Here is a 22,008-nt window from a genome sequence, read left to right as displayed (position 1 = left end):
CGACGATGCACGCACCGCACCCCGGCCGCCCGGCCGATCCCCTCGACCTCCTGGAACTCGACAGCCTGCTCAGCGACGAGGAGCGTGCCGTCCGCGACGTCGTGCGCACCTTCTGCGAGCGGCGCGTCGACCCGCACATCGCCGCCTGGTTCGAGCGGGGCGGGATCGAGGACATCCGCGGACTGACCAAGGAACTCGGTGAACTGGGCCTGCTGGGCATGCACCTGGAGGGCTACGGCTGCGCCGGCATGAGCGCGGTCGACTACGGCCTGGCCTGTCTGGAGCTGGAGGCCACCGACTCCGGGCTGCGCTCCCTGGTGTCGGTGCAGGGCTCCCTGGCGATGTACGCGATCCACGCCTTCGGCTCCGAGGAGCAGAAGGAGGAATGGCTGCCGAGGATGGCGGCGGGCACGGCGATCGGCTGCTTCGGCCTGACCGAGCCCGACTCCGGCTCCGACCCCGGCAGCATGCGCACGTCGGCCCGCCGCGACGGCGCCGACTGGGTCCTCGACGGCCGCAAGATGTGGATCACCAACGGTTCGGTCGCCGAGGTCGCCGTGGTCTGGGCGCGGACGGAGGACGGCGTCCGCGGTTTCGTCGTCCCCACCGACACGCCGGGTTTCTCGGCGCCCGAGATCAAGCACAAGATGTCGCTGCGGGCCTCGGTGACCAGCGAGCTGGTCCTGGACGGGGTACGGCTGCCGGGCTCGGCCGTGCTTCCCGGTGTACGGGGCCTGCGCGGCCCCCTGTCCTGTCTGAGCGAGGCCCGCTACGGCATCGCCTGGGGCGCGATGGGCGCCGCCCGCTCGGCCTTCCGGGCGGCGCTGGCCTACGCGGGCGACCGGGTCCAGTTCGGCCGCCCGATCAGCGGCTTCCAGCTCACCCAGGCCAAGCTGACCGACATGTCCCTGGAGCTGAACAAGGGCATCCTGCTGGCCCTGCACCTCGGCCGGATCAAGGACGACCGGGGCCTGCGCCCCGAGCAGGTCAGCCACGGCAAGCTCAACAACACCCGGGCGGCGCTGGAGATCTGCCGCACCGCGCGGACCGTGCTGGGCGCCAACGGCATCTCGCTGGAGTACCCCGTGATCCGGCACGCCAACAACCTGGAGTCGATCCTCACCTACGAGGGCACCGCCGAGATGCACACCCTGGTGATCGGGCAGGCGCTGACGGGCCAGGCGGCGTTCCGGTGACCTCCGACATCCGCCGGGTGGGGGTCGTCGGCTGCGGGCTGATGGGCGCGGGCATCGCCGAGGTCTGCGCCCGGGCCGGGCTGGACGTCGTGGTCCACGAGGTGACCCCGGCCGCGGCCGAGGCGGGCCGCGCCCGGATCACCGCCTCGCTGGAGCGGGGCGTACGGCGCGGAAAGCTCACCGGCGCGGACCGCGACGCCGCCCTGGACGGGTTGCGGGTCACCTCCGAGCTCGGTGAACTGGCCGACCGGGACCTGGTGGTGGAGGCGGCGACGGAGAACGAGAAGGTCAAGACGGAACTCTTCGCCGCCCTCGACCGGATCGTCGCCCGGAAGGACGCGGTCCTCGCCTCCAACACCTCGTCCCTGCCCGTGATGAAACTGGGCATGGCCACCACCCGCCCGCACCAGGTGATCGGGGTCCACTTCTTCAACCCGGTCCCGGTCCTGGAGCTGGTCGAGATCGTGCCGTCCCTCCTGACGAGCCCTCAGACACAGCTCCGCGCGGAGGAGTTCGTCACGTCGGTCCTGGACAAGAAGGTGATCCGCGCCCAGGACCGGGCCGGCTTCGTGGTGAACGCCCTGCTGGTGCCGTACCTCCTGTCGGCGATCCGGATGCTGGAGTCCGGCCACGCCTCGGCCGACGACATCGACACCGGCATGACCCTGGGCTGCGCCCACCCCCTGGGCCCCCTGAGCCTGGCGGACCTGATCGGCCTGGACACCCTCAAGGCCATAGCGGAGGCGATGTACGCGGACTTCAAGGACCCCCGGCACGCCCCACCACCCCTACTGCTACGGATGGTGGAAGCGGGCCTCCTGGGCCGCAAGTCAGGCCGAGGGTTCCATGAATACGCCGGTACCACCTGAGGGGCGCGGGGAACTGCGCGACCAGCCCCCACACAGCCGCACCCGCTCACGCATGGGACTTGGCAGACGAGGCGAACGCATCGGCCCCCGCCAGATCGAAGTCACCGTGATCACTGCCCAGCCCCTGCGCGACCAGCGCGGCAGCCGCACTCCCCAGCACCGCCGCGTCGCTCGGCGTACGCCCCAGCCCGATCCCCCGCAGATACCCCGCGGAGAACGCGTCCCCGCACCCGGTGGTGTCGACGACGTCGACGACGAACGCCGGCACCGGCTCCGCCCCGTCGGCACTCACCACCAACGCCCCGTCACCGCCCCGCGTCACGGCGACCACGCCCACCCCCGCGGCCAGCAGCTTCCGCGCACCGGTGAGCAGATCCTCCTCGCCGGTGAATCCCAGCACCTGGTCCTCGTTGGGCAGGAAGTGGTCGACGTAGGGCAGCGCCGCCTCGATCTGCTCGAAGCTGCCGAGCACGCCCGGTGCGAGCAGATCGACGGAGGTGACGACCCCGTGGTCCTTCGCGTACGACAGGATCCTCGTCGCGGTCTCCACCCCGATCAACTCGGGCCCGCCGAGGTGCAGATGGGTGGCCTCGGCGAGGGCGTCCCAGGGCACGTCGTCCACGCCGTAGGTGATGTTCGCGCCGAGCAGGTGCAGCGAGGGCCGGTCGCCGTTGGGGCGGATGGGCAGGACGCTGGCGGAGGTCGCGGTGTCGGTGCGGCGGACGAGGAACTCCGTGTCGATACCGGCCCTGTTCAGCAGCTGCACCAGCAGGTCACCGGTCGGGTCGGTGCCGATCGCGCCGGCGCCGCGCACCTCGGCGCCCAGCTTGGCGAGGGTGAGGGCGGTGCCGCCGGCCGTTCCCGCGGCGGTCATCCGGATGTCCTCGACCAGGGTCGCGCCCTGTCCCTCGGGTATCTCCTCGACCGGCCGGACCAGGACGTCCAGGACGTGCACGCCCATCGTGAAGACCTTCATCTGCTCCCCCTGTTTTCCTCTTGCGCGGGTGACATGGGACGGGTGGTTCCGTAGTCGCGGGCGAGGGCCGCCTCGATCACCGCGAGTTGCTGCTGTTCGTCGAGGAAGCGCGGGGTGCCCATGGAGGCGGCGCGCTGGTAGACGCCGCAGGCCCATTCGAGGAGGAGGGCGTGTTCGACGGCCTGGTCGAGGGTGACGGCGTGGGTGACCGCGCCGTGGTTCGCCATCAGGGCGGCGCTGCGCCCCTCCAGGGCGGTGAGCACCGACTCCGCGAGCTCCGGGGTGCCGAAGGTGGCGTACGGCGCGACCCGGACCGTACCGCCGAGGGCGAGCAACTGGTAGTGGATGCAGGGGAGTTCGTCGAGCACGCAGGACACGGCGGTGGCGTGCGGCGCATGGGTGTGGACGACCGCCCCGGTGCCGTACCGGCGGTAGACGCCGAGGTGCAGTTCCCGTTCCGAGGTCGGCTCGTACGCCCCCTCGATGTGCTTGCCGTCGAGGTCGACCACGGTCACCTGGTCCGGGGTCAGTGTGGCGAGGACCGCTCCGGTCGCGGTGATGGCGACCCGGTCGTCGACGCGGACGCTCACGTTCCCGGCCGTGCCGATGAGGAGGCCCTCGGCCCCCAGGCGCCGGCAGGCGTCCGCGACGGCGGTCCGCTCCTGGCTCGGCGTCGAGCTTGAGGCGGTCATGGGCGCGAAGGTAGCGTAAACGTGAAACAAAGTCACGTTCACGTTCGGAGCCGGTTCTTGGACACTCCTCTGCGCCGCACCCCCCGCCAGGCCCGCAGCAAGGCCCGTCTGGCGCTGCTGCTGCGGGCCGCCGAGCGCATCCTGGTCGAGGAGGGCGTGGAGGCGCTCACGACGACCCGGGTGGCGGCCGAGGCGAAGGTCTCCGTCGGCTCCCTGTACCAGTACCTGCCCGATCGCGGCGCGATCATCGACGCCCTCGCGGCGGGGTATTTCGCCCGCCTGGAGGCCGTCATGGACGATCTCGTCGGGGCCGCGGCCGCCGAGCGGTGGCAGGACCCGGTCGGGGTGCTCATCGACGCGTACGCCGGGATCTACCGGACGGAGCACGGCTTCCGGGCGCTGTGGTTCGGCAGCGGGCTGACCGAACGGACCCGGGCGGCGGACCGTGAGCACAAGCGGCGGATGGCCGACGGGATCCGCCGGGTGCTGCTCGCGCTGGACGTCGTACGCGACGACGAGCCGCTCGCCCGCGCCTGCCACGCCGCCGTCCTCGCGGCGGACGCGCTCGCGCAGGAGGCGTTCCGCCGCGACGCGGACGGCGACGCGGCGCTGCTGGAGGAGGCGAAGGTGATGCTGCGCGGCTATCTGACGGACGTGGTGGCCCGGTACTGACACAGGGCCCGGATCCACGGTGTGGATCCGGGCCCTGCTGTACGACGACGGAGCGGACTCCCTGTCGGGACGACAGGATTTGAACCTGCGACCCCTTGACCCCCAGTCAAGTGCGCTACCAAGCTGCGCCACGTCCCGTCGCGCTGCCGCGGCGGTGAGCTGCGGGAACGCGCAGGTAAACCTTACCGTACGCGGGCGGGTGCGGGCGTCGGGGCCGGGCGGGCGGCCGGGTCCGAGGGGCGGGTGGAGGGGCGTACCGGGACCAGCAGGGCGGCGAGGGCGGCGCCCAGGCAGAGCAGCGCCAGCAGGGTGAAGCCGTGGGTGTAGCCGGAGGCGTAGGGCAGGCCGGAGGGCTGGAGCCGGCCGGTGACCAGGACGCCGGTCACGGCGGCGCCGATGGAACCGCCGATGGTGCGGATGTTGGCGTTCATCCCGGTGGCGGCGCCGGTCTGCTCGGCCGGGACGCTGCCGACGATCAGGTTGGCCATGGAGGCGAAGGCGAGTCCGATGCCGAGGCCGAACACCCCTGCGACGAGGGCGACCTGCCACTGCCGGTCGTGCCAGAGGGCGAGGAAGCCGAGGGCCAGCGCGCCGAGGGCGGCGCCGGTGGTGAGCAGGGCCTTGGCGCCGACGCGGGGTTCGAGCCGGCCGCTGAGCACCCCGGAGACGAACATCGCGACCAGCATGGGGAGCATCAGCAGTCCGGACGCGGTGACGCCGGCGCCGAAGCCGTAGCCGGCGGTGCTCGGGGTCTGGACGAAGCCGGGCAGGAAGGTCCAGATCGCGTACATGCCGGCGCCGAACAGCAGGGCGGCGAGGTTGGTCGTCCACACGGCGGGCAGCCGCATGACGCGCAGGTCGATCAGCGGGGTGCGGGAGCGCGACTCGGCGGTGAGCCAGAGCGCGAACAGGACGGCGGCGAGGGCGAACAGACCGATCGCCCGGGCCGATCCCCAGCCCCAGACGCCCGCCTGGCTCAGCGGCAGCAGGAGGGCGACCAGCCAGCCCGAGAGCAGCGCGGCACCGAGCCAACCGACCTTCCCCTCGCCCCGGTTGGGGGACTCGGGCACATAGCGTGCGGCGACCAGCGCGGCCGCCGCGACGACGGCGACCGGGATCCAGAACAGCCAGCGGTAGTCGAGCGCGGAGACGATCGGCCCCGCGGCGACCATGCCGACGCCGCCGCCCGCGGCGATGACGGCGGACAGGCTGCCGATCCGGCCGGGGACCTCGACCGCGGGGAACTCGTCCCGGATGATCCCGAAGGAGAGCGGGAACAGCGCACCGCCGATGCCCTGGATCACCCGGGCGACGACGAGGACGCCGATGTCCGGCGCGAGGGCGGCGAGGAGACAGCCGACCAGGACGGCCAGCAGGACGCCGACCAGGGTGCGTTTCCGGCCGATCAGGTCGCCGACCCGGCCGAGGATCGGGGTGAAGACCGAGGCGGACAGCAGATACGCGGTCATCACCCAGGTCGCGGTGGTCTGCGAGGTGTGCAGGGCGTGCTGCACGGTCGGCAGGGCCGGCGCTATGAGTGACTGGAGCATGGAGAACACGCCCGCACCCGTCGCGAGGACCGCGAAGGTGAGGCGGGAGGACGTGCCGGGCATGAGAAAGCCTCTCCGAACACAGAGGAGATGAAGAGAGCGGAGACAGAGAGAGCGGAGCTGAAGAGAGAGCGGGGCAGGAAAGGTCTGCGGGGCCTCGGACTGTTAAAGTGGAGGCACCCCTCCACTGTAACGGAGGCACCCCTCCGGTTCAACCGGGCCCCGACCCGCGCCAGCCCCCAGGAGGCAGCCGTGACCGCCCAGCCGTTCCCCGTCGGCGAGATCGTCGTGGTCCAGCGCCCCAGCCGTAAGGACGCCGCCCGCAACTTCGACGCCCTGCTGGCCGCCGCGCGCGAGGCCTTCACCGAACACGGCGCCGAGGCCTCCCTGGAGGACATCGCGCGCCGCGCGGGCGTGGGCATCGGCACCCTGTACCGGAACTTCCCGACCCGCCGGGTGCTGTTCGAGAGCGTGTACGCGGAGGAGGTCAACGCGCTGTGCCGGGCGGCGGTGGAGCTGTCGGCGGACCGGGAGCCGTGGGAGGCGCTGACGGCCTGGCTCGACCGGTTCGCGGGGTACATGGTCACCAAGCGGGCGGTGCGCGAGGCACTGGAGGACGAGTCGGAGATCTTCCAGGCCTGCCGCGAGTCGATGTACGCGGCGGGCGGCCCGCTGCTGGAGCGGGCCCAGGAGGCGGGGGTCGCGCGCGCCGACATGGACTTCGGCGATCTGCTGCGGCTGGTCGCGGGCGTGACCGCGACCGCCTACACGGACGACGCCCAGCGCGACCGCGTCCTGGCCATCGCCCTGGACGGGGTGCGCGCCGGGCGCTGAGCCGACGCGGCCGGTCAGCCGGCCAGCGGGTGCCGGGGGTCGAGCCGCTCGGCGATCCGCTCGGTGACCGTCTGGGCGGTGTTGCCGCCGGGCGCGTCGGGGCCCACCGTCGTGGACACGGCGATGGTGAGCCGCTGGTGCGGCTCGTACGCCATCACGGCCGCGTAGCCGAAGAAGGACGGGTTCTGCACCACCCAGCCGTTCTTGACGACGACGCCGACACCGAAGTGGAAGTCCTCGGTCATGGGCAGGCAGACCGTGGCCGGGCAGGTCTTCGTGGGGTGGCCGAGGCCGACCGTGCCCGGGTTCAGCTGGGTGCGGAAGGAGCTGCGGGAGAGCAGTTCGCCCGCGCCCACGCCCTTTCCGGAGCGGGCCAGGTCGCAGACGTCCTGGGTGATGATCGCGCCGGGGGCGGTGGTCCAGGACGGGTTGAAGTAGGTGGACTCCTCGTAGGTGCCGCGCTCGTCGTCGTAGGCGTGCAGCACGGGCTCCGGGATCACGGCCGTGTCGTTGGCGACGGTGTTGCGCAGCCCGAGGGGGCGGTAGATCCGCTGGCGCAGCAGCTTGTCCAGCGGGGTGCCGGTGATCTTCTCCAGGGCGCGGCCGAGGAGCTGGAAGTTGGCGTGCGAGTAGCTCCAGTTGGTGCCGGGCCGGTACCAGAGGGGGTGGCTGAGGGAGATCCCGACGACCTCCTCGGGGGTCCAGTGCCGCCACGGGTCGGCGTAGAGCTTCTTCAGGAAGACCGGGTCGGGGACGTAGTCGTGGATCCCCGAGGTGGAGTCGCCGAGCATGCGCAGGGTGATCTTGTCACCGTGCGGCAGGCCGGGCAGCCAGCGCGAGACCGGGTCGTCGAGGCCGACCTTGTGCTCCTGGACGAGCTGGAGCAGCACCGTACCCATGAAGGCGATGCCGACCGAGCCGGTCCTGAAGTGCATCGCGGGGGTGGCCGGCACACCGGTCATGGACTCGCCGACGGCGCCGGTGTAGAGGTTCTTCCCGTCCACCGTGACCTTGACGAGGGCGGCCTTGAGATCGAGGTCCTTCTTGGCCTTGCGGACGATGTCGAGGACCTCGCGGGCCCGGCCCTGCGGGTGCTGCGTCGTGACGCAGGCGCGGTGCGGGTGCTCGGGCGCGGCGGTCGCGACCGCCGTCGGCAGGGTGGCGGCGAGGAGAGCGGCGGCACAGAGCACCGCCGTACGGGTACGCGTCATACGCGCACTATGGGCGGATCGCCCCATTCCCTCCCCCGCCAACACTCCGACCGTCGGCCGCGCGGACCCGTACGGAGGAGTTGACGGGCGCCGACGGGAGTTGACAGGCATTTTGGTCTGACCTTTAAATGGTCCACACTTCGCAGGTATCACTGCGTATGCATCCGGCAGAGGGGTGTCCCCGCCGTGGACTTCGAGCTGACCGAGGACCAGAACACGATCCGCAAGGCCGTCGCCGGGCTCCTGAAGGACTTCGACGACCGGTACTGGATGGAGAAGGACCGCGACCACGCGTTCCCCGAGGAGTTCTACGCCGCCGTCGCGGGCGGCGGCTGGCTGGGCATCACGATTCCCGAGGAGTACGGCGGCCACGGCCTCGGCATCACCGAGGCGACGCTGCTGCTGGAGGAGGTCGCGCGCTCCGGCGGCGGGATGAACGCCGCGAGCGCGATCCATCTGTCGATCTTCGGCATGCACCCGGTGGTGGTGCACGGCTCCGAGGAGCTCAAGCGCCGCACCCTGCCGCGTATCGCCTCCGGCGACCTGCACGTGTGCTTCGGGGTGACGGAGCCGGGCGCCGGGCTCGACACGACGGGCATCACGACGTACGCCCGCCGGGAGGGCGACCACTACGTCGTCAGCGGGCGCAAGGTGTGGATCTCCAAGGCGATGGAGTCGGAGAAGATCCTGCTGCTGACCCGGACGACCCGGCGCGAGGAGGTGGGCCGCCGCACCGACGGCATGACCCTGTTCCTCACCGACCTCGACCGGGCCCGGGTCGACGTCCGCCCGATCCCGAAGATGGGCCGCAACGCCGTCACCTCGAACGAACTGTTCATCGACGATCTGCGGGTGCCGGTCGAGGACCGGGTCGGCGAGGAGGGCGAGGGCTTCCGGTACCTCCTCGACGGGCTCAACCCGGAGCGGATGCTGATCGCGGCGGAGGCGCTCGGCATCGGCCGGGTCGCCCTCGACCGGGCGGTGCGCTACGGCCGTGAGCGCGTCGTCTTCGGCCGGCCGATCGGCCAGAACCAGGGCATCCAGTTCCCGCTCGCCGACGCCCTCGCCCGGCTGGACGCGGCCGAGCTGGTGCTGCGCAAGGCGACCTGGCTGTACGACCGGGGGCGGCCCTGCGGGCGGGAGGCGAACACCGCCAAGTACCTGTGCGCGGACGCCGGTTTCGCCGCCGCCGACCGGGCGCTCCAGACGCACGGCGGGATGGGCTACTCCGAGGAGTACCCCGTGGCCCGCTTCTTCCGCGAGGCGCGGCTGATGCGGATCGCGCCGATCAGTCAGGAAATGATCCTCAACTATCTGGGATCGCACACACTGGGACTGCCGAGGAGCTACTGATGACCGACCGGTCGCATCTGTTCGATCTCACGGGGCGTTCCGCGCTGGTCACCGGAGCGGCGGGCGGCATCGGCCGCGCCGTCGCCGAGGCGCTCGCCCGGGCGGGCGCCGCGGTGCTGGTGACCGATGTGGACGGGGCGGCCGCGGCGGCCGTCGCCGGGAAGATCACCGCGGACGGGGGTACGGCGGACAGCGCGCCGCTGGACGTCACGGACCGGCCGGCGGCGGAGGCGGCCGTGGCCCGCGCGGCCGCGCTCACCGGCGGCACCCTGCACATCCTGGTCAACAACGCCGGGGTCACCGCGCCCGCGATGTTCGAGAAGCTGACGGAGGACTCCTTCCGCCGGATCCTCGACGTCCATGTCCTGGGCGCCCACCACTGCGCCCAGGCGGCCCTGCCGCACCTGGCGGAGGACGGCCGGGGCCGGATCATCAACGTCACCTCGTCGGCGGGGCTGGTCGGCACCCTGGGCCAGGTGAACTACTCCGCCGCCAAGGCCGCGATCGTCGGGCTGACGAAGTCCCTGGCCCGGGAACTGGCCCGCAGGAACATCCTCGTCAACGCGCTCGCCCCGCTGGCCGCGACCCCGATGACCGAGACCATCCGCACGAACGAGAGGTTCGCCCCCCGGATGCTGGCCCGGATCCCGCTCGGCCGCTGGGCGGAGCCGGCGGAGGTGGCGGGCGCCTTCGTGTTCCTCGCCTCCGACGCCGCGTCCTTCGTCACCGGGCAGGTGCTGCCGGTGGACGGGGGCATGGTCATGTGACAGGGGCCGGGGGCGCCCTATTGAATGGCCGGACCGGCACCCGGACGAGAGGCTCCCGCACGTGACACGCCCCGGCCAGCCCACCCCCCGCTTCGAGACCCTCACCGTCCCGAAGGCGTCGGACGTCCTCGCGAACGAGGTGCGGGAGCGGATCCTGTCCGGGGAGTTCGGCGAGGGGACCGCGCTGCCCCCGGAGCGGCAGCTCGTCGAGCAGACCGGGCTGAGCCGGGCGACCGTGCGCGAGGCGCTGCGGATCCTGGAGGTCGAGGGGCTGCTGGAGATCCGCCCGGGACGCGGGGGCGGGGCCTTCGTACGGCGGCCGGGGCGGGAGTCGCTGGCGCACACCGTGCAGCTGGTGATCCGGGGCCAGGGCATCCGGCTGGAGGCGCTGCACGAGACCCGTGAGGCGATCGAGCCGGCCTGCGCCGCGCTGGCGGCCCGCCGCCGCACCGAGCGGGATCTCGCGGAACTCGACGCGGCGCACGCGGAGTTGACGGGCGCGGGCGAGGACGTGCAGCGTTTCCTGCGGGCCAATGTGCGCTGGCACACGGCGGTGGCGCGGGCGGGTGACAACGAACTGCTCATCGGGTTCATGAGCGCCCTCGCGCGGTCCATCCACGCGGCGACGGACCTGGAGACGTTCCTGGACGCCGACGTCCGTGAGCTGACCGCCCGCGCGCACACCCGCATCACGGAGGCGATCCGGGCGGGCGACGAGGCGGCGGCGGCCCGTCGGATGACCCGGCACGTGTGCGGTTTCGCCGCGGCGGCGGCCGAGGTGGACGACCGCGAGTCCATCTGACCTCCCGGCCCGCGGCCTCGGGGCGACCCTGCGATGCCGGATGAGAATGTGATTCTCTCATGTGCGCAACACCATTGACAGATTCGGTCTGACCTTTAATACCATCCGGGTATGAGCGAGGTGAGTCCCGTACTGACCGTGGCTGCCGACGGCGACCTCCGCATCGTCACGCTGAACCGCCCCGACCGGCTGAACGGCGTGTCCGAGGAGCTGCACCGCAGGCTCTCCGAGGTGTGGCGCGAGCTGGCCGACGACGCCGGAGCGCGGGCGGTCGTCCTGACCGGCGCGGGCCGGGCGTTCAGCGCGGGCGGCGACTTCGACCATCTGCGCCGCCACCACACCGATCCGGAGCTGCGGGAGCGGTCGGTGCGGCTCGACCGCACCATCCAGACCGACATGATCCGCTTCCCGCTGCCGGTGGTCGCGGCCGTGAACGGCCCGGCCGTGGGCCTGGGCTGCTCACTGGCCCTGGGCTGCGATCTCGTCCTGATGGCCGAGGACGCCTATCTGGCCGACCCGCATGTGTCCGTGGGCCTGGTCGCGGGCGACGGCGGGGTCACCCTGTGGCCGCTGCTGACGAGCCTGCTGAGGGTGAAGGAGTACCTGTTCACCGGGGACCGCATCCCGGCCGCGACGGCCGTCGAACTGGGCCTCGCCAACCGGGTGGTGCCCGGCGAGCGGCTCATGGACGAGGCGCTCGCCCTGGCCCGTCGGCTGGCCGCCCAGCCCGCCGAGGCCCTGCGCGCCACCAAGGCGGCCCTCGCGACGGTCGTCGAACAGGTCTCCCGGGGCGGCATGGAGGCCGCGCTGCTGGCCGAGCGGGCCACGATGACCAGCCCGGACCACATCCGCATCGTCGACGCACTCGCCTCCCGGGCCGCCCGCCCCGCGGCGGCCCCGCCCGAGCCGGCCGAGGAGGGCTGAGGAACGTGGAGTCTGAGGAGTTCGTCCAGGTCCGTGCACTGCTGCGGTCGTTCGCGGCCCGGCACCGGATCGGCTCGGCCGACGAGGCGAAGCCCGCCGCCCGCACGGCGGCGCAGGAGGCGCTCGACGGTCTGGGCCTCGCCGAGCTGCGCCGTACGGCGACACCGGCCGCCACCGTCCAGGAGTGCGCGCTGCTCGCCGAGGAGCACGGCCGCCACCCCCTGACCACGTCCTTCCTCGGCACGGCCCTGCTGGCACCCGAGGCCGTACGGCTCCTCGGCAGGGCGGGCCGGGAGATCGGTGGCACCCCCGCCCCGGCCCTCGCCCCCGACCTCACCCTCCCCCGGCCGGACGCCGCCGCGCTCGTCGCCTGGGACTGCGAGGGCGCCGACAGCGCCCTGTGCGTGGACACCGAAGGCACCGTCCGCCGCGCCGAGTTGGGGCCGCCCGCCCCCACCGCCGACCTGCTGCGCACCGTGCGCGCCGCCCGGCCCGGCCCGGTCGTCGGCCGGCTCACCGCACCGGCGCTCCGGCACTGGCAGGCCTACGCCCTGGTGCTCGTGTCCAGCGAACTCGTCGGCGCGGCGAGGGAGTTCGTCACGCTGAGCGTCGACTACGCCCGTGAACGCCGCCAGTACGGCCGCCCGATCGGCTCCTTCCAGGCGGTACGGCATCTGCTGGCCGACGCGACGGTCCTGGTGGAGGCGTGCACGAGCGCCGTCCGGTACGCCGCCTGGTGCCTGGACCACGAGCCGCCCGGCCGGGCGCTCACCGCGGCCCGGGTGGCGAAGGCGGAGGCCGGCACCTCGGCGGTGGAGGCGGTGTACACCGGCATGCAGGTGTTCGGCGGCATCGCCCAGACCTGGGAACACGTGGCCCACCTGTATCTGCGCAGGGTCCTGGTGGACGCGACCGCGCTGGCGCCCCCGGGGGAACTGCTGCCCGTCCTGGCCGAACCGCAGGCGGTGGCATCGTGACGGAGACCCCGCTCGACTACGGCGACCCCGCCGACCTGGAGCGCCTGCGCGCCGCCTTCCGCACCTGGCTGGCTGGGCACCCGCTCCCCGAGCGCCTCCCGGACGAGCCGCCGCCGGTCTTCCTGCACCGCTGGCACCGGCTGCTGCACTCCGGCGGCTGGGTCGGCCTCGACGTCCCCGAGGAGTACGGCGGACGCGGTCTGACCTCACTCCACCAGGTGGCGGTCAGCGCCGAGTTGGGGGCGCGCGGCGCTCCCGGTGTCCCCCGCATCGGCTATCTCGCGCACGCCCTGCTGGAGTTCGCCTCCGAGGAGCAGCGCCGGCGGCTGCTGCCGCGCATGCTCGCCGGTGACGACGTGTGGTGCCAGGGCTTCAGCGAGCCCGGCGCCGGATCCGACCTCGCCGGGATGACCACGTACGCCGCCCGCCACGACGACGGCCACTACACCGTGCGCGGCCAGAAACTCTGGACGAGCTACGCGCAGTACTCCGACCACTGCCTGCTGCTGGCCCGCACCGACCGCACGGCGCGCCCGCACACCTCGATCACCGCCTTCGCGCTGCCCCTCGACCGGCCCGGGGTGACCGTGCGCCCGCTCAGGGCGGCCAACGGCGACGACGAGTTCTGCGAGCTGTTCCTGGACGACGTACGGCTGGAGGAGTCCGAGCGGATCGGGGCCGAGGGGGACGGCTGGGCGCTGGCGATGACGACGGTGTCGTACGAACGCAACGCCCTGGACACCGGGCATCTGTCGAAGTACGGGCTGCTCGTGGAGCGGCTGCGGCGGGCGGCCCGGGAGCGGCGCGGCGAGCTGCCGGACGGGCTGCTGTCGGAGATCGGACGCTGCTTCGTCGACTACGAGGTGCTGCTCGCGCACGCCCGCCGCCGGATCGCCGAACGGCTCGCGGGGCAGCCCGCGGGGCCGGAGTCCTCCGTCGACAAGCTGCTGATGACCCGGGCCGAACAGCGGCTGTACGCCACGGCGTTGAAGGTGTTCCCGCAGGAGGTGCACGGTCCCGGCGGGGACGTCTTCGCCGAGTACCTCTACTCCCGGGCCGCCTCCGTGTACGGCGGCACCTCGCAGATCCAGCGGAACATCATCGCCCGGCGCGTGCTGCGCCTGACCGACGGAGCGGACGGATGAGCCAACCCAGGCGGTACGACGAGGAGTTCCGGAGCATCCCGCATGTCGTCCGGTCGGCCGCGCGCCGGTTCGGCCACGCCCCGGCGCTCGTCGAGGGCGAGCGGCGGCTGAGCTTCGCCGACGTGGAGGAGCTGATGCTCCGGTCGGTCCGGTCGGCCGTGGCGCTCGGCGTCGGGCCGGGCGACCGGGTGGGGCTGTGCGGACCGAACTCGGCGGAGTGGATCGTCGCCGCGCTCGGCATCCAGGGCGCGGGCGGGATCGTCGTCCCGCTCAACACCCGCTTCAAGGCGGGGGAGATCTCCTACATCCTGCGCACGTCCGGGGCGAAGGCGCTGTTCGCCGCCACCGCCTTCCTGGACACCGACCACATCGCCGCGCTGCGGGAGGCGGACCCCGCGCTGCCGGCGCTGACGACGACGGTCGCGCTGCCCGGACCGCGCGGTGCGGCCGGTCTTGACTGGGAGGAGTTCCTCGCCCTCGGCGGGACGGCGGACGTAGCCGCCGCCCACGCGGCGATCGACCGGCTCGGCCCGGACGACGTCGCGGACGTGATGTTCACCTCCGGCACCACCGGCCACCCCAAGGGCGTGATCCTCACCCACGGCCAGTCGCTGCGCGCCTACGGCTGGATGTCCGAGGAGTACACCTTCCGCGCCTCGGACACCTTCCTGGTCGTCCCGCCGTTCTTCCACTGCTTCGGCTACAAGGCGGGCTGGCTCGCGTCCTTCCTGCACGGCGTGACCGTCGTCCCCCTGCCGGTCTTCGACGCCGGCCGGGCTCTGGAGATCATCGAGCGGGAGCGGGTGAGCGTCCTCCTCGGCCCGCCCACGATCTTCCACGACCTCCTCGACCACCCCGACCGCGCCGCCCGCGACCTCTCCTCCCTGCGGGTGTCCATGACCGGCGGCACGACGATCCCGGAGTCCCTGATCCGGGCGATGCGGAAGGACCTGGGCTTCGACCTCGTGCTGAGCGCGTACGGGCTCACCGAGTCGACGGCCCTGGTGACGTCCACCCGCCCCGGCGACGGCGAGGAGACCGTCGCCCGCACCACCGGCCGCCCCATCCCCGGCGTCGAGGTGCGGATCGCCGCCGGGGAGGCGGGCGCGGACGGGGTCGGGGAGGTCCTGGTACGCGGCTTCAACGTCACGCGCGGCTACTGGGACGACCCGGCCGCCACCGCCGAGGCCGTCGACGCGGACGGCTGGCTGCACACCGGGGACATCGGACGGCTCGACCGGGACGGCAATCTGTCGATCGTCGACCGGAAGAAGGAGATGTACATCGTCGGCGGGTTCAACGCCTACCCCGCCGAGATCGAGAAGCTCCTGCTCGGCTACGGGCCCGTCGCCCAGGTCGCGGTCGTCGGCGTGCCCGACGAGCGGCTCGGGGAGGTCGGCTGCGCCTTCGTCGTCCCCCGGGCGGGCGCGGCGGTCACCGAGGCGGACGTGGTGGCCTGGGCCCGGGAGCACATGGCCAACTTCAAGGTGCCGCGCCATGTGCGGTTCGTGGCGTCGCTGCCGCGCAACGCGAGCCAGAAGGTGCTCAAGCACGAGCTGCGCGCGCGGTTCGGGAGCCGCTGACATGGGGCGGGAGGGACGGGAGGGACCCCTCGCGGGGATCACGGTCGTGGCGCTGGAGCAGGCGGTGTCGGCCCCCATGTGCACCCGGACGCTCGGGGACCTCGGGGCGCGCGTCGTGAAGGTGGAGAACCCCCGGGGCGGCGACTTCGCCCGGCACTACGACGAGGTGGTGGGCGGTCTCGCCGCGCACTTCGTGTGGGCCAACCGGGGCAAGGAGTCGGTGGCCCTGGACCTCAAGTCCCGGGCGGGGATGCGGATCATGCACCGGCTGCTGGACCGCGCCGATGTGCTCGTCTCCAACCTCGCCCCCGGTGCCACGGCGAAGCTCGGCCTGGCCGCGGCCGACCTGGCGGCGAGCCACCCGGACCTGATCGCCGTCGAGATCGACGGATACGGCCCCGGCGGCCCCCTCTCCCACAAGCGCGCCTACGACCTGCTGGTCCAGGCCGAGTCGGGGGCCTGCGCGGTCACCGGCCGGCCGGGACAGCCGGCGAAGCCCGGGCCGCCGGTGGCCGATGTGTGCAGCGGGCTGTACGCGGCGCTGTCGGCGACGGCGCTGCTGGCCGCCAAGGGCCGGGGGCGGACGGTGCCCGCGTCGGTGTCGGTGAGCCTCTTCGACACCATGGCCGAGCTGATGGGGTACCCGCTGACGTACACCCGGCACTCGGGCGTGGAGCAGCAGCCGCTCGGGATGGGCTCGCCCGCCGTGGCGCCGTACGGGGCCTATCCGACGGCCGACGGGCGGACCGTCGTGCTGGGGACGACCAACGACCGGGAGTGGGACCGGCTCGCCCGCGAGCTGCTGGGCCGGCCGGATCTCGCGGACGACGAGCGGTTCCGCACCAACGCGGGGCGGGTGGCGCACCGGGACGTGCTCGACGCCGAGATCACCGCCTGGTGCGGGCGGCACGACCTGGCGGACGTCCAGGACCGGGCGGACGAGGCGGGCATCGGCAACGCCCGCTACAACACGCCGCGCGAGGTCCTCGCCCATCCGCAGCTCGCCGCCCGCGACCGCTGGCGGGAGATCGACACCCCCGCGGGGCCGGTGCCGGCGCTGCTGCCGCCGCCGGTGATCGACGGCTTCGACCCGCCGATGGGCGCGGTGCCGGCGCTCGGCGAGCACACCGACGCCGTGCTCGCCGAACTCGGCCTGTCCGAAGGGGAGATCGCCGCGTTGCGGGAGCGGGGGGCGGTCGGATGAGCGTCCTCCTGGTGCGCGACGCGGGCGGGGTGCGGACCCTGACCCTCAACCGGCCGCACCGCAGGAACGCCCTCGACGCGGAGCTCTGGGAGGCGCTGCGCACCGCCCTGGCCGAGGCGGGGCGCGACCGGAGCGTACGGGCGCTGGTGGTGACCGGGGCGGGCGGGGCGTTCTGTTCCGGGGCCGAGCTGCCCAAGGAGGTCAGCGCGTCCCATCCCCTGTACCGGATGCGGACGTTGACGGACATCGCCCTGCTGCTGCACGAGCTGCCGCTGCCCACGGTCGCCAAGGTGTCCGGGCCGGCGGTGGGCGCGGGCTGGAACCTGGCCCTCGGCTGCGATCTGGTGGTGGCCACCCCGGAGTCGACGTTCTCGCAGATCTTCGCCCGGCGCGGGCTCTCCCCCGACCTGGGTGGCTCCTGGCTGCTGCCGAAGCTCGTCGGCCTCCAACAGGCGAAGCGGCTGGCCCTGTTGGCGGAGACGGTCGGCGCGGCGGAGGCCCACGAGCTCGGCCTGGTCACCTGGGTGGTGGACGCGGACGAGGTGGACGCGTTCGTGGACGAGGTCACCGCCCGCCTGACGGCCGGGCCGCCGGTGGCGCTCGCCCAGACCAAGGCGCTGCTCAACGAGGGCGCCGACCGCACCCTGCGGGACGCCCTCGCCGGCGAGGCGCGGGCGCAGTCGGTCAACTTCGCCTGCGCCGACGCCCCGGAGGCGTTCGCCGCCTTCGCGGAGAGACGCGCGCCGCGCTTCACGGGCCGCTGGGCGGTCCCGGGACGGACGGAGGACACGTGACGCGGGAAGCAGTGATCGTGGCGGCGGTGCGCACGCCCGTCGGCAGGAGGGGCGGGGGCCTGGCGGAGGTCCATCCGGCCGATCTGTCCGCCGCCGTGCTCGGCGCCCTGGTGGACCGGACCGGCCTCGATCCGGGCACGGTCGACGATGTGGTCTGGGGGTGCGTGTCGCAGGTCGGCGACCAGTCGAGCAACATCGGCCGGTACGCGGTCCTCGCGGCGGGCTGGCCGGAGAGCGTGCCCGGGACCACGGTCAACCGGGCCTGCGGGTCGAGTCAGCAGGCCCTGGAGTTCGCGGTCCAGTCGGTCCTGTCGGGGCAGCACGAGCTGGTCGTGGCGGGCGGCGTGGAGGTGATGAGCCGGGTGCCGCTGGGCTCGGCCAGGGCGAGCGGGATGCCGTACGGGCCCCGAGTCCTGGCCCGCTACGACGACTTCTCCTTCCACCAGGGGCTGTCCGCCGAACTCATCGCCCGCAAGTGGGGGTTGACCCGGGAGCGGCTGGACGCGTTCGCGGCGCTGTCGCACGAGCGGGCGGCGGCCGCGCAGGACGCCGGCGTGTTCACCGGGGAGATCGTGCCGGTGGCGGGCGTGGGGGCCGACGAGGGGATCCGGCGGGGCAGCAGCGTGGAGACGCTGGCCCGGCTGAAGCCCTCGTTCCAGGAGGACGGGGTGATCCACGCGGGCAACGCCTCGCAGATCTCCGACGGCGCGGCGGCTCTGGTCGTCACCACCCCTGACAGGGCACGGGAGTTGGGGCTGCCGCCGCTCGTCCGGTACCGGGCGGGCGCGGTGGTCGGCTCCGACCCGGTCTTGATGCTGACGGGGCCGATCCCGGCGACCGAGAAGGTGCTGCGCAAGGCCGGGGTGGGGCTGTCCGAGGTCGGGGTGTTCGAGGTGAACGAGGCCTTCGCGTCCGTACCGCTGGCCTGGCTCGCCGAGACCGGCGCCGACCCGGAGCGGCTGAACCCGCTCGGCGGCGCGATCGCCCTCGGGCATCCGCTGGGCGCCTCCGGGGCCGTCCTGATGACCCGCATGATCCACCACATGCGGGCCCACGGCCTGCGGTACGGCCTGCAGACCATGTGCGAGGGCGGCGGCACCGCCAACGCCACCCTCGTCGAACTCGCCTCCTGACGGGAGCCGTCCGTGCAGCGCACGCTCTTCACCGACGACCACGAGTCGTTCCGCGCCCTGGTCCGGGACGTGGTGGCCGACGAGGTGGTCCCGCACTACGCCGCGTGGGAGAAGGCCGGCCGGGTGCCGCGCCCGTTCTTCGAACTCCTTGGCTCGCTGGGCCTGCTGGGCATGGCCGTGCCGGAGGAGTACGGCGGGGGCGGCCGGCCCGACTACCGCTACAACGTCGTCCTCCAGGAGGAGGCGGCCCGCGCCCTGGTCACCCTGGGCACGGTCCGCACCCAGCTGGACGTGGTCCTCCCCTACTTCCTCGCCTACGCCGACGCCGGGCAGCGGCAGCGCTGGTTCCCGGGGCTGGCCTCCGGGAAGCTGCTCACCGCCGTCGCGATGACCGAGCCCGGCACCGGCTCCGACCTCGCCGGGATCCGGACGACCGCCGTACGGGACGGGGACACGTACGTGCTGAACGGGGCGAAGACGTTCATCACCGGCGGGCTGCTCGCCGATCTGGTGATCGTCGTGGCGCGTACGGCGTCGGATCCCGGGAACCGGCGGGCGGGGCTGACGCTGCTGGTCGTCGAGGACGGCATGCCCGGCTTCACCCGGGGGCGGGTGCTCGACAAGCTGGGCATCAAGACGCAGGACACCGTGGAGCTGGCCTTCGACGACGTCCGCGTGCCGGTCGCCAACCGGCTCGGCGAGGAGGGCGCCGCCTTCTCCTACCTCGGCCACAACCTCCCCCAGGAACGGATGACGGTGGCCGTCGGCTCGGTGGCGCAGACGCGCGCCGCCCTGGACACGACGGTCGCGTACGTCAAGGAGCGCGAGGTGTTCGGGCGGACCGTCGCCTCGTTCCAGAACACCAAGTTCGAACTCGCCGCCGTGGCCGCCGAGTTGGAGGCGGCTCAGACCCTGCTCGACCGGGCGGTGCTGGAGCTGGTCGAGGGCCGGCTGTCCGGGGCGGACGCGGCGAAGGTCAAGTTGTTCTGCACCGAGGTGCAGGCCCGATCCGTCGACCGCTGTCTTCAACTCTTCGGCGGATACGGCTACATGCTGGAGTACCCGATCGCCCGGCTGTACGCGGACGCCCGGATCACCCGGATCTACGCCGGGACGAGCGAGGTCATGAAGGTCATCATCGCCAAGTCTCTGGGGTTGTGAGAGGGAGGACAGCTGATGGAGGACTTCTCCGGCAGGGCCGGCGTGGCGTTCGTCGCGGGCGGCACCGGCGGTATCGGCGCGGCCGTGGTGCGGGCCCTGGCCGCCCGGGGCAGCGCGGTCGCGTTCACCTACCGGTCGGACCGGGAGGGGGCCCGGACGCTGGCCGAGGAGGTGAAGGCGGCCGAGGTGCTGCGGCTCGACCTGACCGACGAGGAGGCGACGGCGCGGGCCGTGACCGGGACGGCGCGGACGTACGGCGGGATCCACACCCTGGTGTACGCGGCCGGCCCGCATGTGCCGATGCGGCATCTGAGCCGGGTGACGCCGGGCGAGTACCGGGCCCAGCTGGAGGCGGACGCGGTCGCGTTCTTCAACCTCGTCCATCCCGCGCTGCCGGTGCTCCGGGAGAGCCGGGGCAACGTCGTCGCGGTGACCACCGTCGCCACGCGCCGCTTCCCGGTGCGCGACGGGCTGTCCTCGGGGGTGAAGGGGGCCGTGGAGGCGGTGGCGCGGGCGCTGGCCGCCGAGGAGGGCCGCTACGGGGTGCGGGTGAACTGTGTCGCGCCCGGCATGCTCGACGACGGGATCGCGGCCCGGCTGATCGCGTCGGGCGAGCTGGACGAGGCCGCCCTCGCGGTCACCCGCCGCAACATCCCGCTGCGCCGCTTCGGCGCGGCGGCGGACGTCGCGGAGGCGGTGGCCTTCCTCGCCTCGGACCGGGCCGGGTTCGTCACGGGGCAGGCGCTGGGCGTGGACGGCGGCTACAGCGTGTGAACCGGCGTGTTCCCGACGTACGCGCCCCCGACGTACGCGGCGCGGACGGTCTGCGCCGAGAGCGCGTCGAGCGCCTCCCGCAGCGGGACGTGCAGCAGGCACAGGTCGGCGGTCGCGCCGACGGTCAACCGGCGGGGCCGGGCCGGGTGTTCGGGTCGCCCGAGGAACAGGCGCAGGGCGGCCGAGGGGGTGAGGCCCTCCCCGTCGCCGCGTGCGACGGCGGCCCGCATCACCGCCCACGGGTCGTGGGTGCCGTACGGCGCGTCCGTGCCCGCGGCGACCGGGACGCCCGCCTCGGCCAGGGTGCGGCAGCGGTACAGGTGCGGGCGGTCGTCGGGGCGGACGTCGGTGGCGTAGGCGGCGGCGCGTTCCACGGGGAAGTGCGGCTGGGTCACGACGGTCACGCCGAGGCGGCGGATCCATGCGACGGTCTCCGCCGGGACGACGGCGGCGTGCTCGATGCGGTCGCCGGCGACCGGGCCCGCCTCCTCCAGGGCGAGCAGGGTCACCAGGAGCTGCACGCGGGTGACGCAGTGGACGGCGACCGGCCGGGGCCTCGACCGGGCGACGACACGGGCCAGTTCGGCGGGGTCCGGGAGGGTCGGGTCGTCGAGCATCAGCTTCACCGGGCCCCCGGCGGACATCACGAGGACGCGCTGCGGGAGGACGGAGAGGAGTTCCGCCAGTCCCTCGCGGGGGTGGGGGTCGGCGTTGGTGAAGCCGGTGACGCCGAGCCGGGCGGCCCGCCGGCCGACCGCCACCAGATCGAGCGGCACGGGCGGGACTAGGTCCCGCAGCCGCCGGTCCTCCCGCCAGAGGCGGCCGTCGCCGTCGAGGCCGGCGGCGCGCAGGGCGGCGCCGTTGAGGAACCACATCGCCCCGCTGCGGTGCTGGACCCGCACCGGCCGGTCGGGGACGAGCCCGTCGAGCACCCGGCGGTCCAGCTCCCCGGCGACGCTCTCGTGGTACCCGACGGCCCGCACCCACTCCCCCGGCGCACCGGACCGCAGCGCCGCGCCCAGCTCCTCGCGGCCGCGCACCTCGCCGGGTCCGACCCGCACCGATCCCGCCTCGGCGGCGAGCGCGGCCAGGTGCACATGGTGGTCGTGCAGCCCCGGCAGCAGCGCACCGCCCCGCCCGTCGACGTCGGCAGCCCCGGGCAGCCTTGGCCCGATCCCGGCGATCCGGCCGTCCCGGATCCGTACGTCGACCGGTCCGCGCCCGGCCACCTCCACGTTCCGGATCAGCACGACCGGGCCCCGGGTGCCTCACCGTACGGGCGCGCCCCGGACAGGAGCGCACCGCCCCGCCCGTCGACGTCGGCAGCCCCGGGCAGCCTTGGCCCGATCCCGGCGATCCGGCCGTCCCGGATCCGTACGTCGACCGGTCCG

General features: G+C 73.5%; 21 protein-coding genes and 1 tRNA gene. 16 read left to right on the top strand and 6 right to left on the bottom strand.

Features of this window, described 5'->3' with window-relative positions:
• Positions 1 to 5: 5 nt before the first annotated feature.
• On the top strand, positions 6 to 1,196 hold the full coding sequence (locus ABZ490_RS04565; RefSeq protein WP_358983994.1) for an acyl-CoA dehydrogenase family protein: 1,191 nt from the start codon (positions 6 to 8) through the stop codon (positions 1,194 to 1,196).
• Positions 1,193 to 2,065, top strand: a complete 873-nt coding sequence (locus tag ABZ490_RS04560; protein WP_358983991.1) for a 3-hydroxybutyryl-CoA dehydrogenase — start codon at positions 1,193 to 1,195, stop codon at positions 2,063 to 2,065. Before ABZ490_RS04565 ends, ABZ490_RS04560 begins: the two co-directional genes overlap by 4 nt.
• Positions 2,066 to 2,111: 46 nt before the next feature.
• On the opposite strand, the gene ABZ490_RS04555 is transcribed toward ABZ490_RS04560, so the two are convergent.
• Positions 2,112 to 3,041: a carbohydrate kinase family protein gene (locus ABZ490_RS04555; protein WP_358983989.1), complete on the bottom strand. Its 930-nt coding sequence runs from the start codon at positions 3,039 to 3,041 to the stop codon at positions 2,112 to 2,114.
• On the bottom strand, positions 3,038 to 3,733 hold the full coding sequence (locus ABZ490_RS04550; RefSeq protein WP_358983986.1) for a class II aldolase/adducin family protein: 696 nt from the start codon (positions 3,731 to 3,733) through the stop codon (positions 3,038 to 3,040). The genes ABZ490_RS04555 and ABZ490_RS04550 overlap by 4 nt, the downstream gene beginning before the upstream one ends.
• Positions 3,734 to 3,790: 57 nt before the next feature.
• Between ABZ490_RS04550 and ABZ490_RS04545 the strand changes: the two genes are divergently transcribed.
• Positions 3,791 to 4,405, top strand: coding sequence for a TetR family transcriptional regulator (locus ABZ490_RS04545; protein WP_358983983.1), 615 nt, complete (start codon positions 3,791 to 3,793; stop codon positions 4,403 to 4,405).
• Positions 4,406 to 4,469: 64 nt separating this feature from the next.
• Here the strand turns inward: ABZ490_RS04545 and ABZ490_RS04540 are convergent.
• Together ABZ490_RS04540 and ABZ490_RS04535 are read right to left on the bottom strand one after the other, a co-directional pair.
• Positions 4,470 to 4,543, bottom strand: a tRNA-Pro gene (locus ABZ490_RS04540).
• Positions 4,544 to 4,587: 44 nt separating this feature from the next.
• Positions 4,588 to 6,018 carry an MFS transporter gene (locus tag ABZ490_RS04535; RefSeq protein ID WP_358983980.1) on the bottom strand — a complete coding sequence of 477 codons (1,431 nt, stop codon included), beginning with the start codon at positions 6,016 to 6,018 and terminating at the stop codon, positions 4,588 to 4,590.
• 189 nt (positions 6,019 to 6,207) lie between these two features.
• Between ABZ490_RS04535 and ABZ490_RS04530 the strand changes: the two genes are divergently transcribed.
• A complete protein-coding gene (locus tag ABZ490_RS04530; protein ID WP_358983977.1) occupies positions 6,208 to 6,789 on the top strand; it encodes a helix-turn-helix domain-containing protein in 582 nt (193 codons plus the stop codon).
• A gap of 14 nt (positions 6,790 to 6,803) precedes the next feature.
• Here the strand turns inward: ABZ490_RS04530 and ABZ490_RS04525 are convergent, their stop codons facing one another.
• A complete protein-coding gene (locus ABZ490_RS04525) occupies positions 6,804 to 8,000 on the bottom strand; it encodes a serine hydrolase domain-containing protein (RefSeq protein ID WP_358983974.1) in 1,197 nt (398 codons plus the stop codon).
• Between the two features lie 186 nt (positions 8,001 to 8,186).
• On the opposite strand from ABZ490_RS04525, the gene ABZ490_RS04520 reads away from it, so the two are divergent.
• From ABZ490_RS04520 to ABZ490_RS04465, 12 genes are all read left to right on the top strand, one after another.
• Positions 8,187 to 9,353, top strand: coding sequence for an acyl-CoA dehydrogenase family protein (locus tag ABZ490_RS04520; RefSeq protein WP_358983971.1), 1,167 nt, complete (start codon positions 8,187 to 8,189; stop codon positions 9,351 to 9,353).
• The gene (locus tag ABZ490_RS04515; protein WP_358983968.1) at positions 9,353 to 10,120 is read left to right on the top strand and encodes an SDR family NAD(P)-dependent oxidoreductase; all 768 of its coding nucleotides are present in this window, start codon (positions 9,353 to 9,355) and stop codon (positions 10,118 to 10,120) included. The genes ABZ490_RS04520 and ABZ490_RS04515 overlap by 1 nt, the downstream gene beginning before the upstream one ends.
• 61 nt (positions 10,121 to 10,181) lie before the next feature.
• Entirely contained in the window at positions 10,182 to 10,922 is a 741-nt protein-coding gene (locus tag ABZ490_RS04510) for an FCD domain-containing protein (protein ID WP_358983965.1), read from the top strand.
• A gap of 111 nt (positions 10,923 to 11,033) precedes the next feature.
• Positions 11,034 to 11,846 carry an enoyl-CoA hydratase/isomerase family protein gene (locus ABZ490_RS04505; RefSeq protein ID WP_358983962.1) on the top strand — a complete coding sequence of 271 codons (813 nt, stop codon included), beginning with the start codon at positions 11,034 to 11,036 and terminating at the stop codon, positions 11,844 to 11,846.
• A 5-nt stretch (positions 11,847 to 11,851) separates the two neighbouring features.
• Entirely contained in the window at positions 11,852 to 12,823 is a 972-nt protein-coding gene (locus ABZ490_RS04500) for an acyl-CoA dehydrogenase family protein (protein ID WP_358983959.1), read from the top strand.
• Positions 12,820 to 13,968 (top strand): acyl-CoA dehydrogenase family protein, encoded by a 1,149-nt coding sequence (locus ABZ490_RS04495; RefSeq protein WP_358983956.1) that lies wholly within the window; start codon positions 12,820 to 12,822, stop codon positions 13,966 to 13,968. Before ABZ490_RS04500 ends, ABZ490_RS04495 begins: the two co-directional genes overlap by 4 nt.
• Entirely contained in the window at positions 13,965 to 15,551 is a 1,587-nt protein-coding gene (locus ABZ490_RS04490; RefSeq protein WP_358983953.1) for a FadD3 family acyl-CoA ligase, read from the top strand. Before ABZ490_RS04495 ends, ABZ490_RS04490 begins: the two co-directional genes overlap by 4 nt.
• A gap of 1 nt (position 15,552) precedes the next feature.
• Positions 15,553 to 16,755, top strand: a complete 1,203-nt coding sequence (locus ABZ490_RS04485; protein WP_358983950.1) for a CaiB/BaiF CoA-transferase family protein — start codon at positions 15,553 to 15,555, stop codon at positions 16,753 to 16,755.
• On the top strand, positions 16,752 to 17,549 hold the full coding sequence (locus ABZ490_RS04480; RefSeq protein WP_358983947.1) for an enoyl-CoA hydratase-related protein: 798 nt from the start codon (positions 16,752 to 16,754) through the stop codon (positions 17,547 to 17,549). Before ABZ490_RS04485 ends, ABZ490_RS04480 begins: the two co-directional genes overlap by 4 nt.
• A complete protein-coding gene (locus ABZ490_RS04475; protein ID WP_358983944.1) occupies positions 17,546 to 18,682 on the top strand; it encodes a thiolase family protein in 1,137 nt (378 codons plus the stop codon). The genes ABZ490_RS04480 and ABZ490_RS04475 overlap by 4 nt, the downstream gene beginning before the upstream one ends.
• A gap of 12 nt (positions 18,683 to 18,694) precedes the next feature.
• Positions 18,695 to 19,843, top strand: a complete 1,149-nt coding sequence (locus ABZ490_RS04470) for an acyl-CoA dehydrogenase family protein (protein WP_358983941.1) — start codon at positions 18,695 to 18,697, stop codon at positions 19,841 to 19,843.
• A gap of 15 nt (positions 19,844 to 19,858) precedes the next feature.
• Positions 19,859 to 20,617: an SDR family oxidoreductase gene (locus ABZ490_RS04465; protein ID WP_358983938.1), complete on the top strand. Its 759-nt coding sequence runs from the start codon at positions 19,859 to 19,861 to the stop codon at positions 20,615 to 20,617.
• Here ABZ490_RS04465 and ABZ490_RS04460 read toward each other — a convergent pair.
• Positions 20,605 to 21,867, bottom strand: coding sequence for an amidohydrolase family protein (locus tag ABZ490_RS04460; RefSeq protein WP_358983935.1), 1,263 nt, complete (start codon positions 21,865 to 21,867; stop codon positions 20,605 to 20,607). The genes ABZ490_RS04465 and ABZ490_RS04460 overlap by 13 nt on opposite strands.
• Between the last annotated feature and the right edge of the window lie 141 nt (positions 21,868 to 22,008).

Origin of the sequence: Streptomyces sp. NPDC005811 (assembly GCF_040630405.1) — a bacterium.
Taxonomy (GTDB): domain Bacteria; phylum Actinomycetota; class Actinomycetes; order Streptomycetales; family Streptomycetaceae; genus Streptomyces.
This window is presented reverse-complemented; position numbering and strand designations above follow the sequence as displayed.

Coding starts and splice junctions, on each gene's coding strand:
- ABZ490_RS04565 (WP_358983994.1), top strand. CDS start 6: ATGCACGCACCGCACCCCGGCCGCCCGGCCGATCCCCTCGACCTCCTG.
- ABZ490_RS04555 (WP_358983989.1), bottom strand. CDS start 3,041: ATGAAGGTCTTCACGATGGGCGTGCACGTCCTGGACGTCCTGGTCCGG.
- ABZ490_RS04550 (WP_358983986.1), bottom strand. CDS start 3,733: ATGACCGCCTCAAGCTCGACGCCGAGCCAGGAGCGGACCGCCGTCGCG.
- ABZ490_RS04535 (WP_358983980.1), bottom strand. CDS start 6,018: ATGCCCGGCACGTCCTCCCGCCTCACCTTCGCGGTCCTCGCGACGGGT.
- ABZ490_RS04525 (WP_358983974.1), bottom strand. CDS start 8,000: ATGACGCGTACCCGTACGGCGGTGCTCTGTGCCGCCGCTCTCCTCGCC.
- ABZ490_RS04515 (WP_358983968.1), top strand. CDS start 9,353: ATGACCGACCGGTCGCATCTGTTCGATCTCACGGGGCGTTCCGCGCTG.
- ABZ490_RS04505 (WP_358983962.1), top strand. CDS start 11,034: ATGAGCGAGGTGAGTCCCGTACTGACCGTGGCTGCCGACGGCGACCTC.
- ABZ490_RS04490 (WP_358983953.1), top strand. CDS start 13,965: ATGAGCCAACCCAGGCGGTACGACGAGGAGTTCCGGAGCATCCCGCAT.
- ABZ490_RS04485 (WP_358983950.1), top strand. CDS start 15,553: ATGGGGCGGGAGGGACGGGAGGGACCCCTCGCGGGGATCACGGTCGTG.
- ABZ490_RS04480 (WP_358983947.1), top strand. CDS start 16,752: ATGAGCGTCCTCCTGGTGCGCGACGCGGGCGGGGTGCGGACCCTGACC.
- ABZ490_RS04465 (WP_358983938.1), top strand. CDS start 19,859: ATGGAGGACTTCTCCGGCAGGGCCGGCGTGGCGTTCGTCGCGGGCGGC.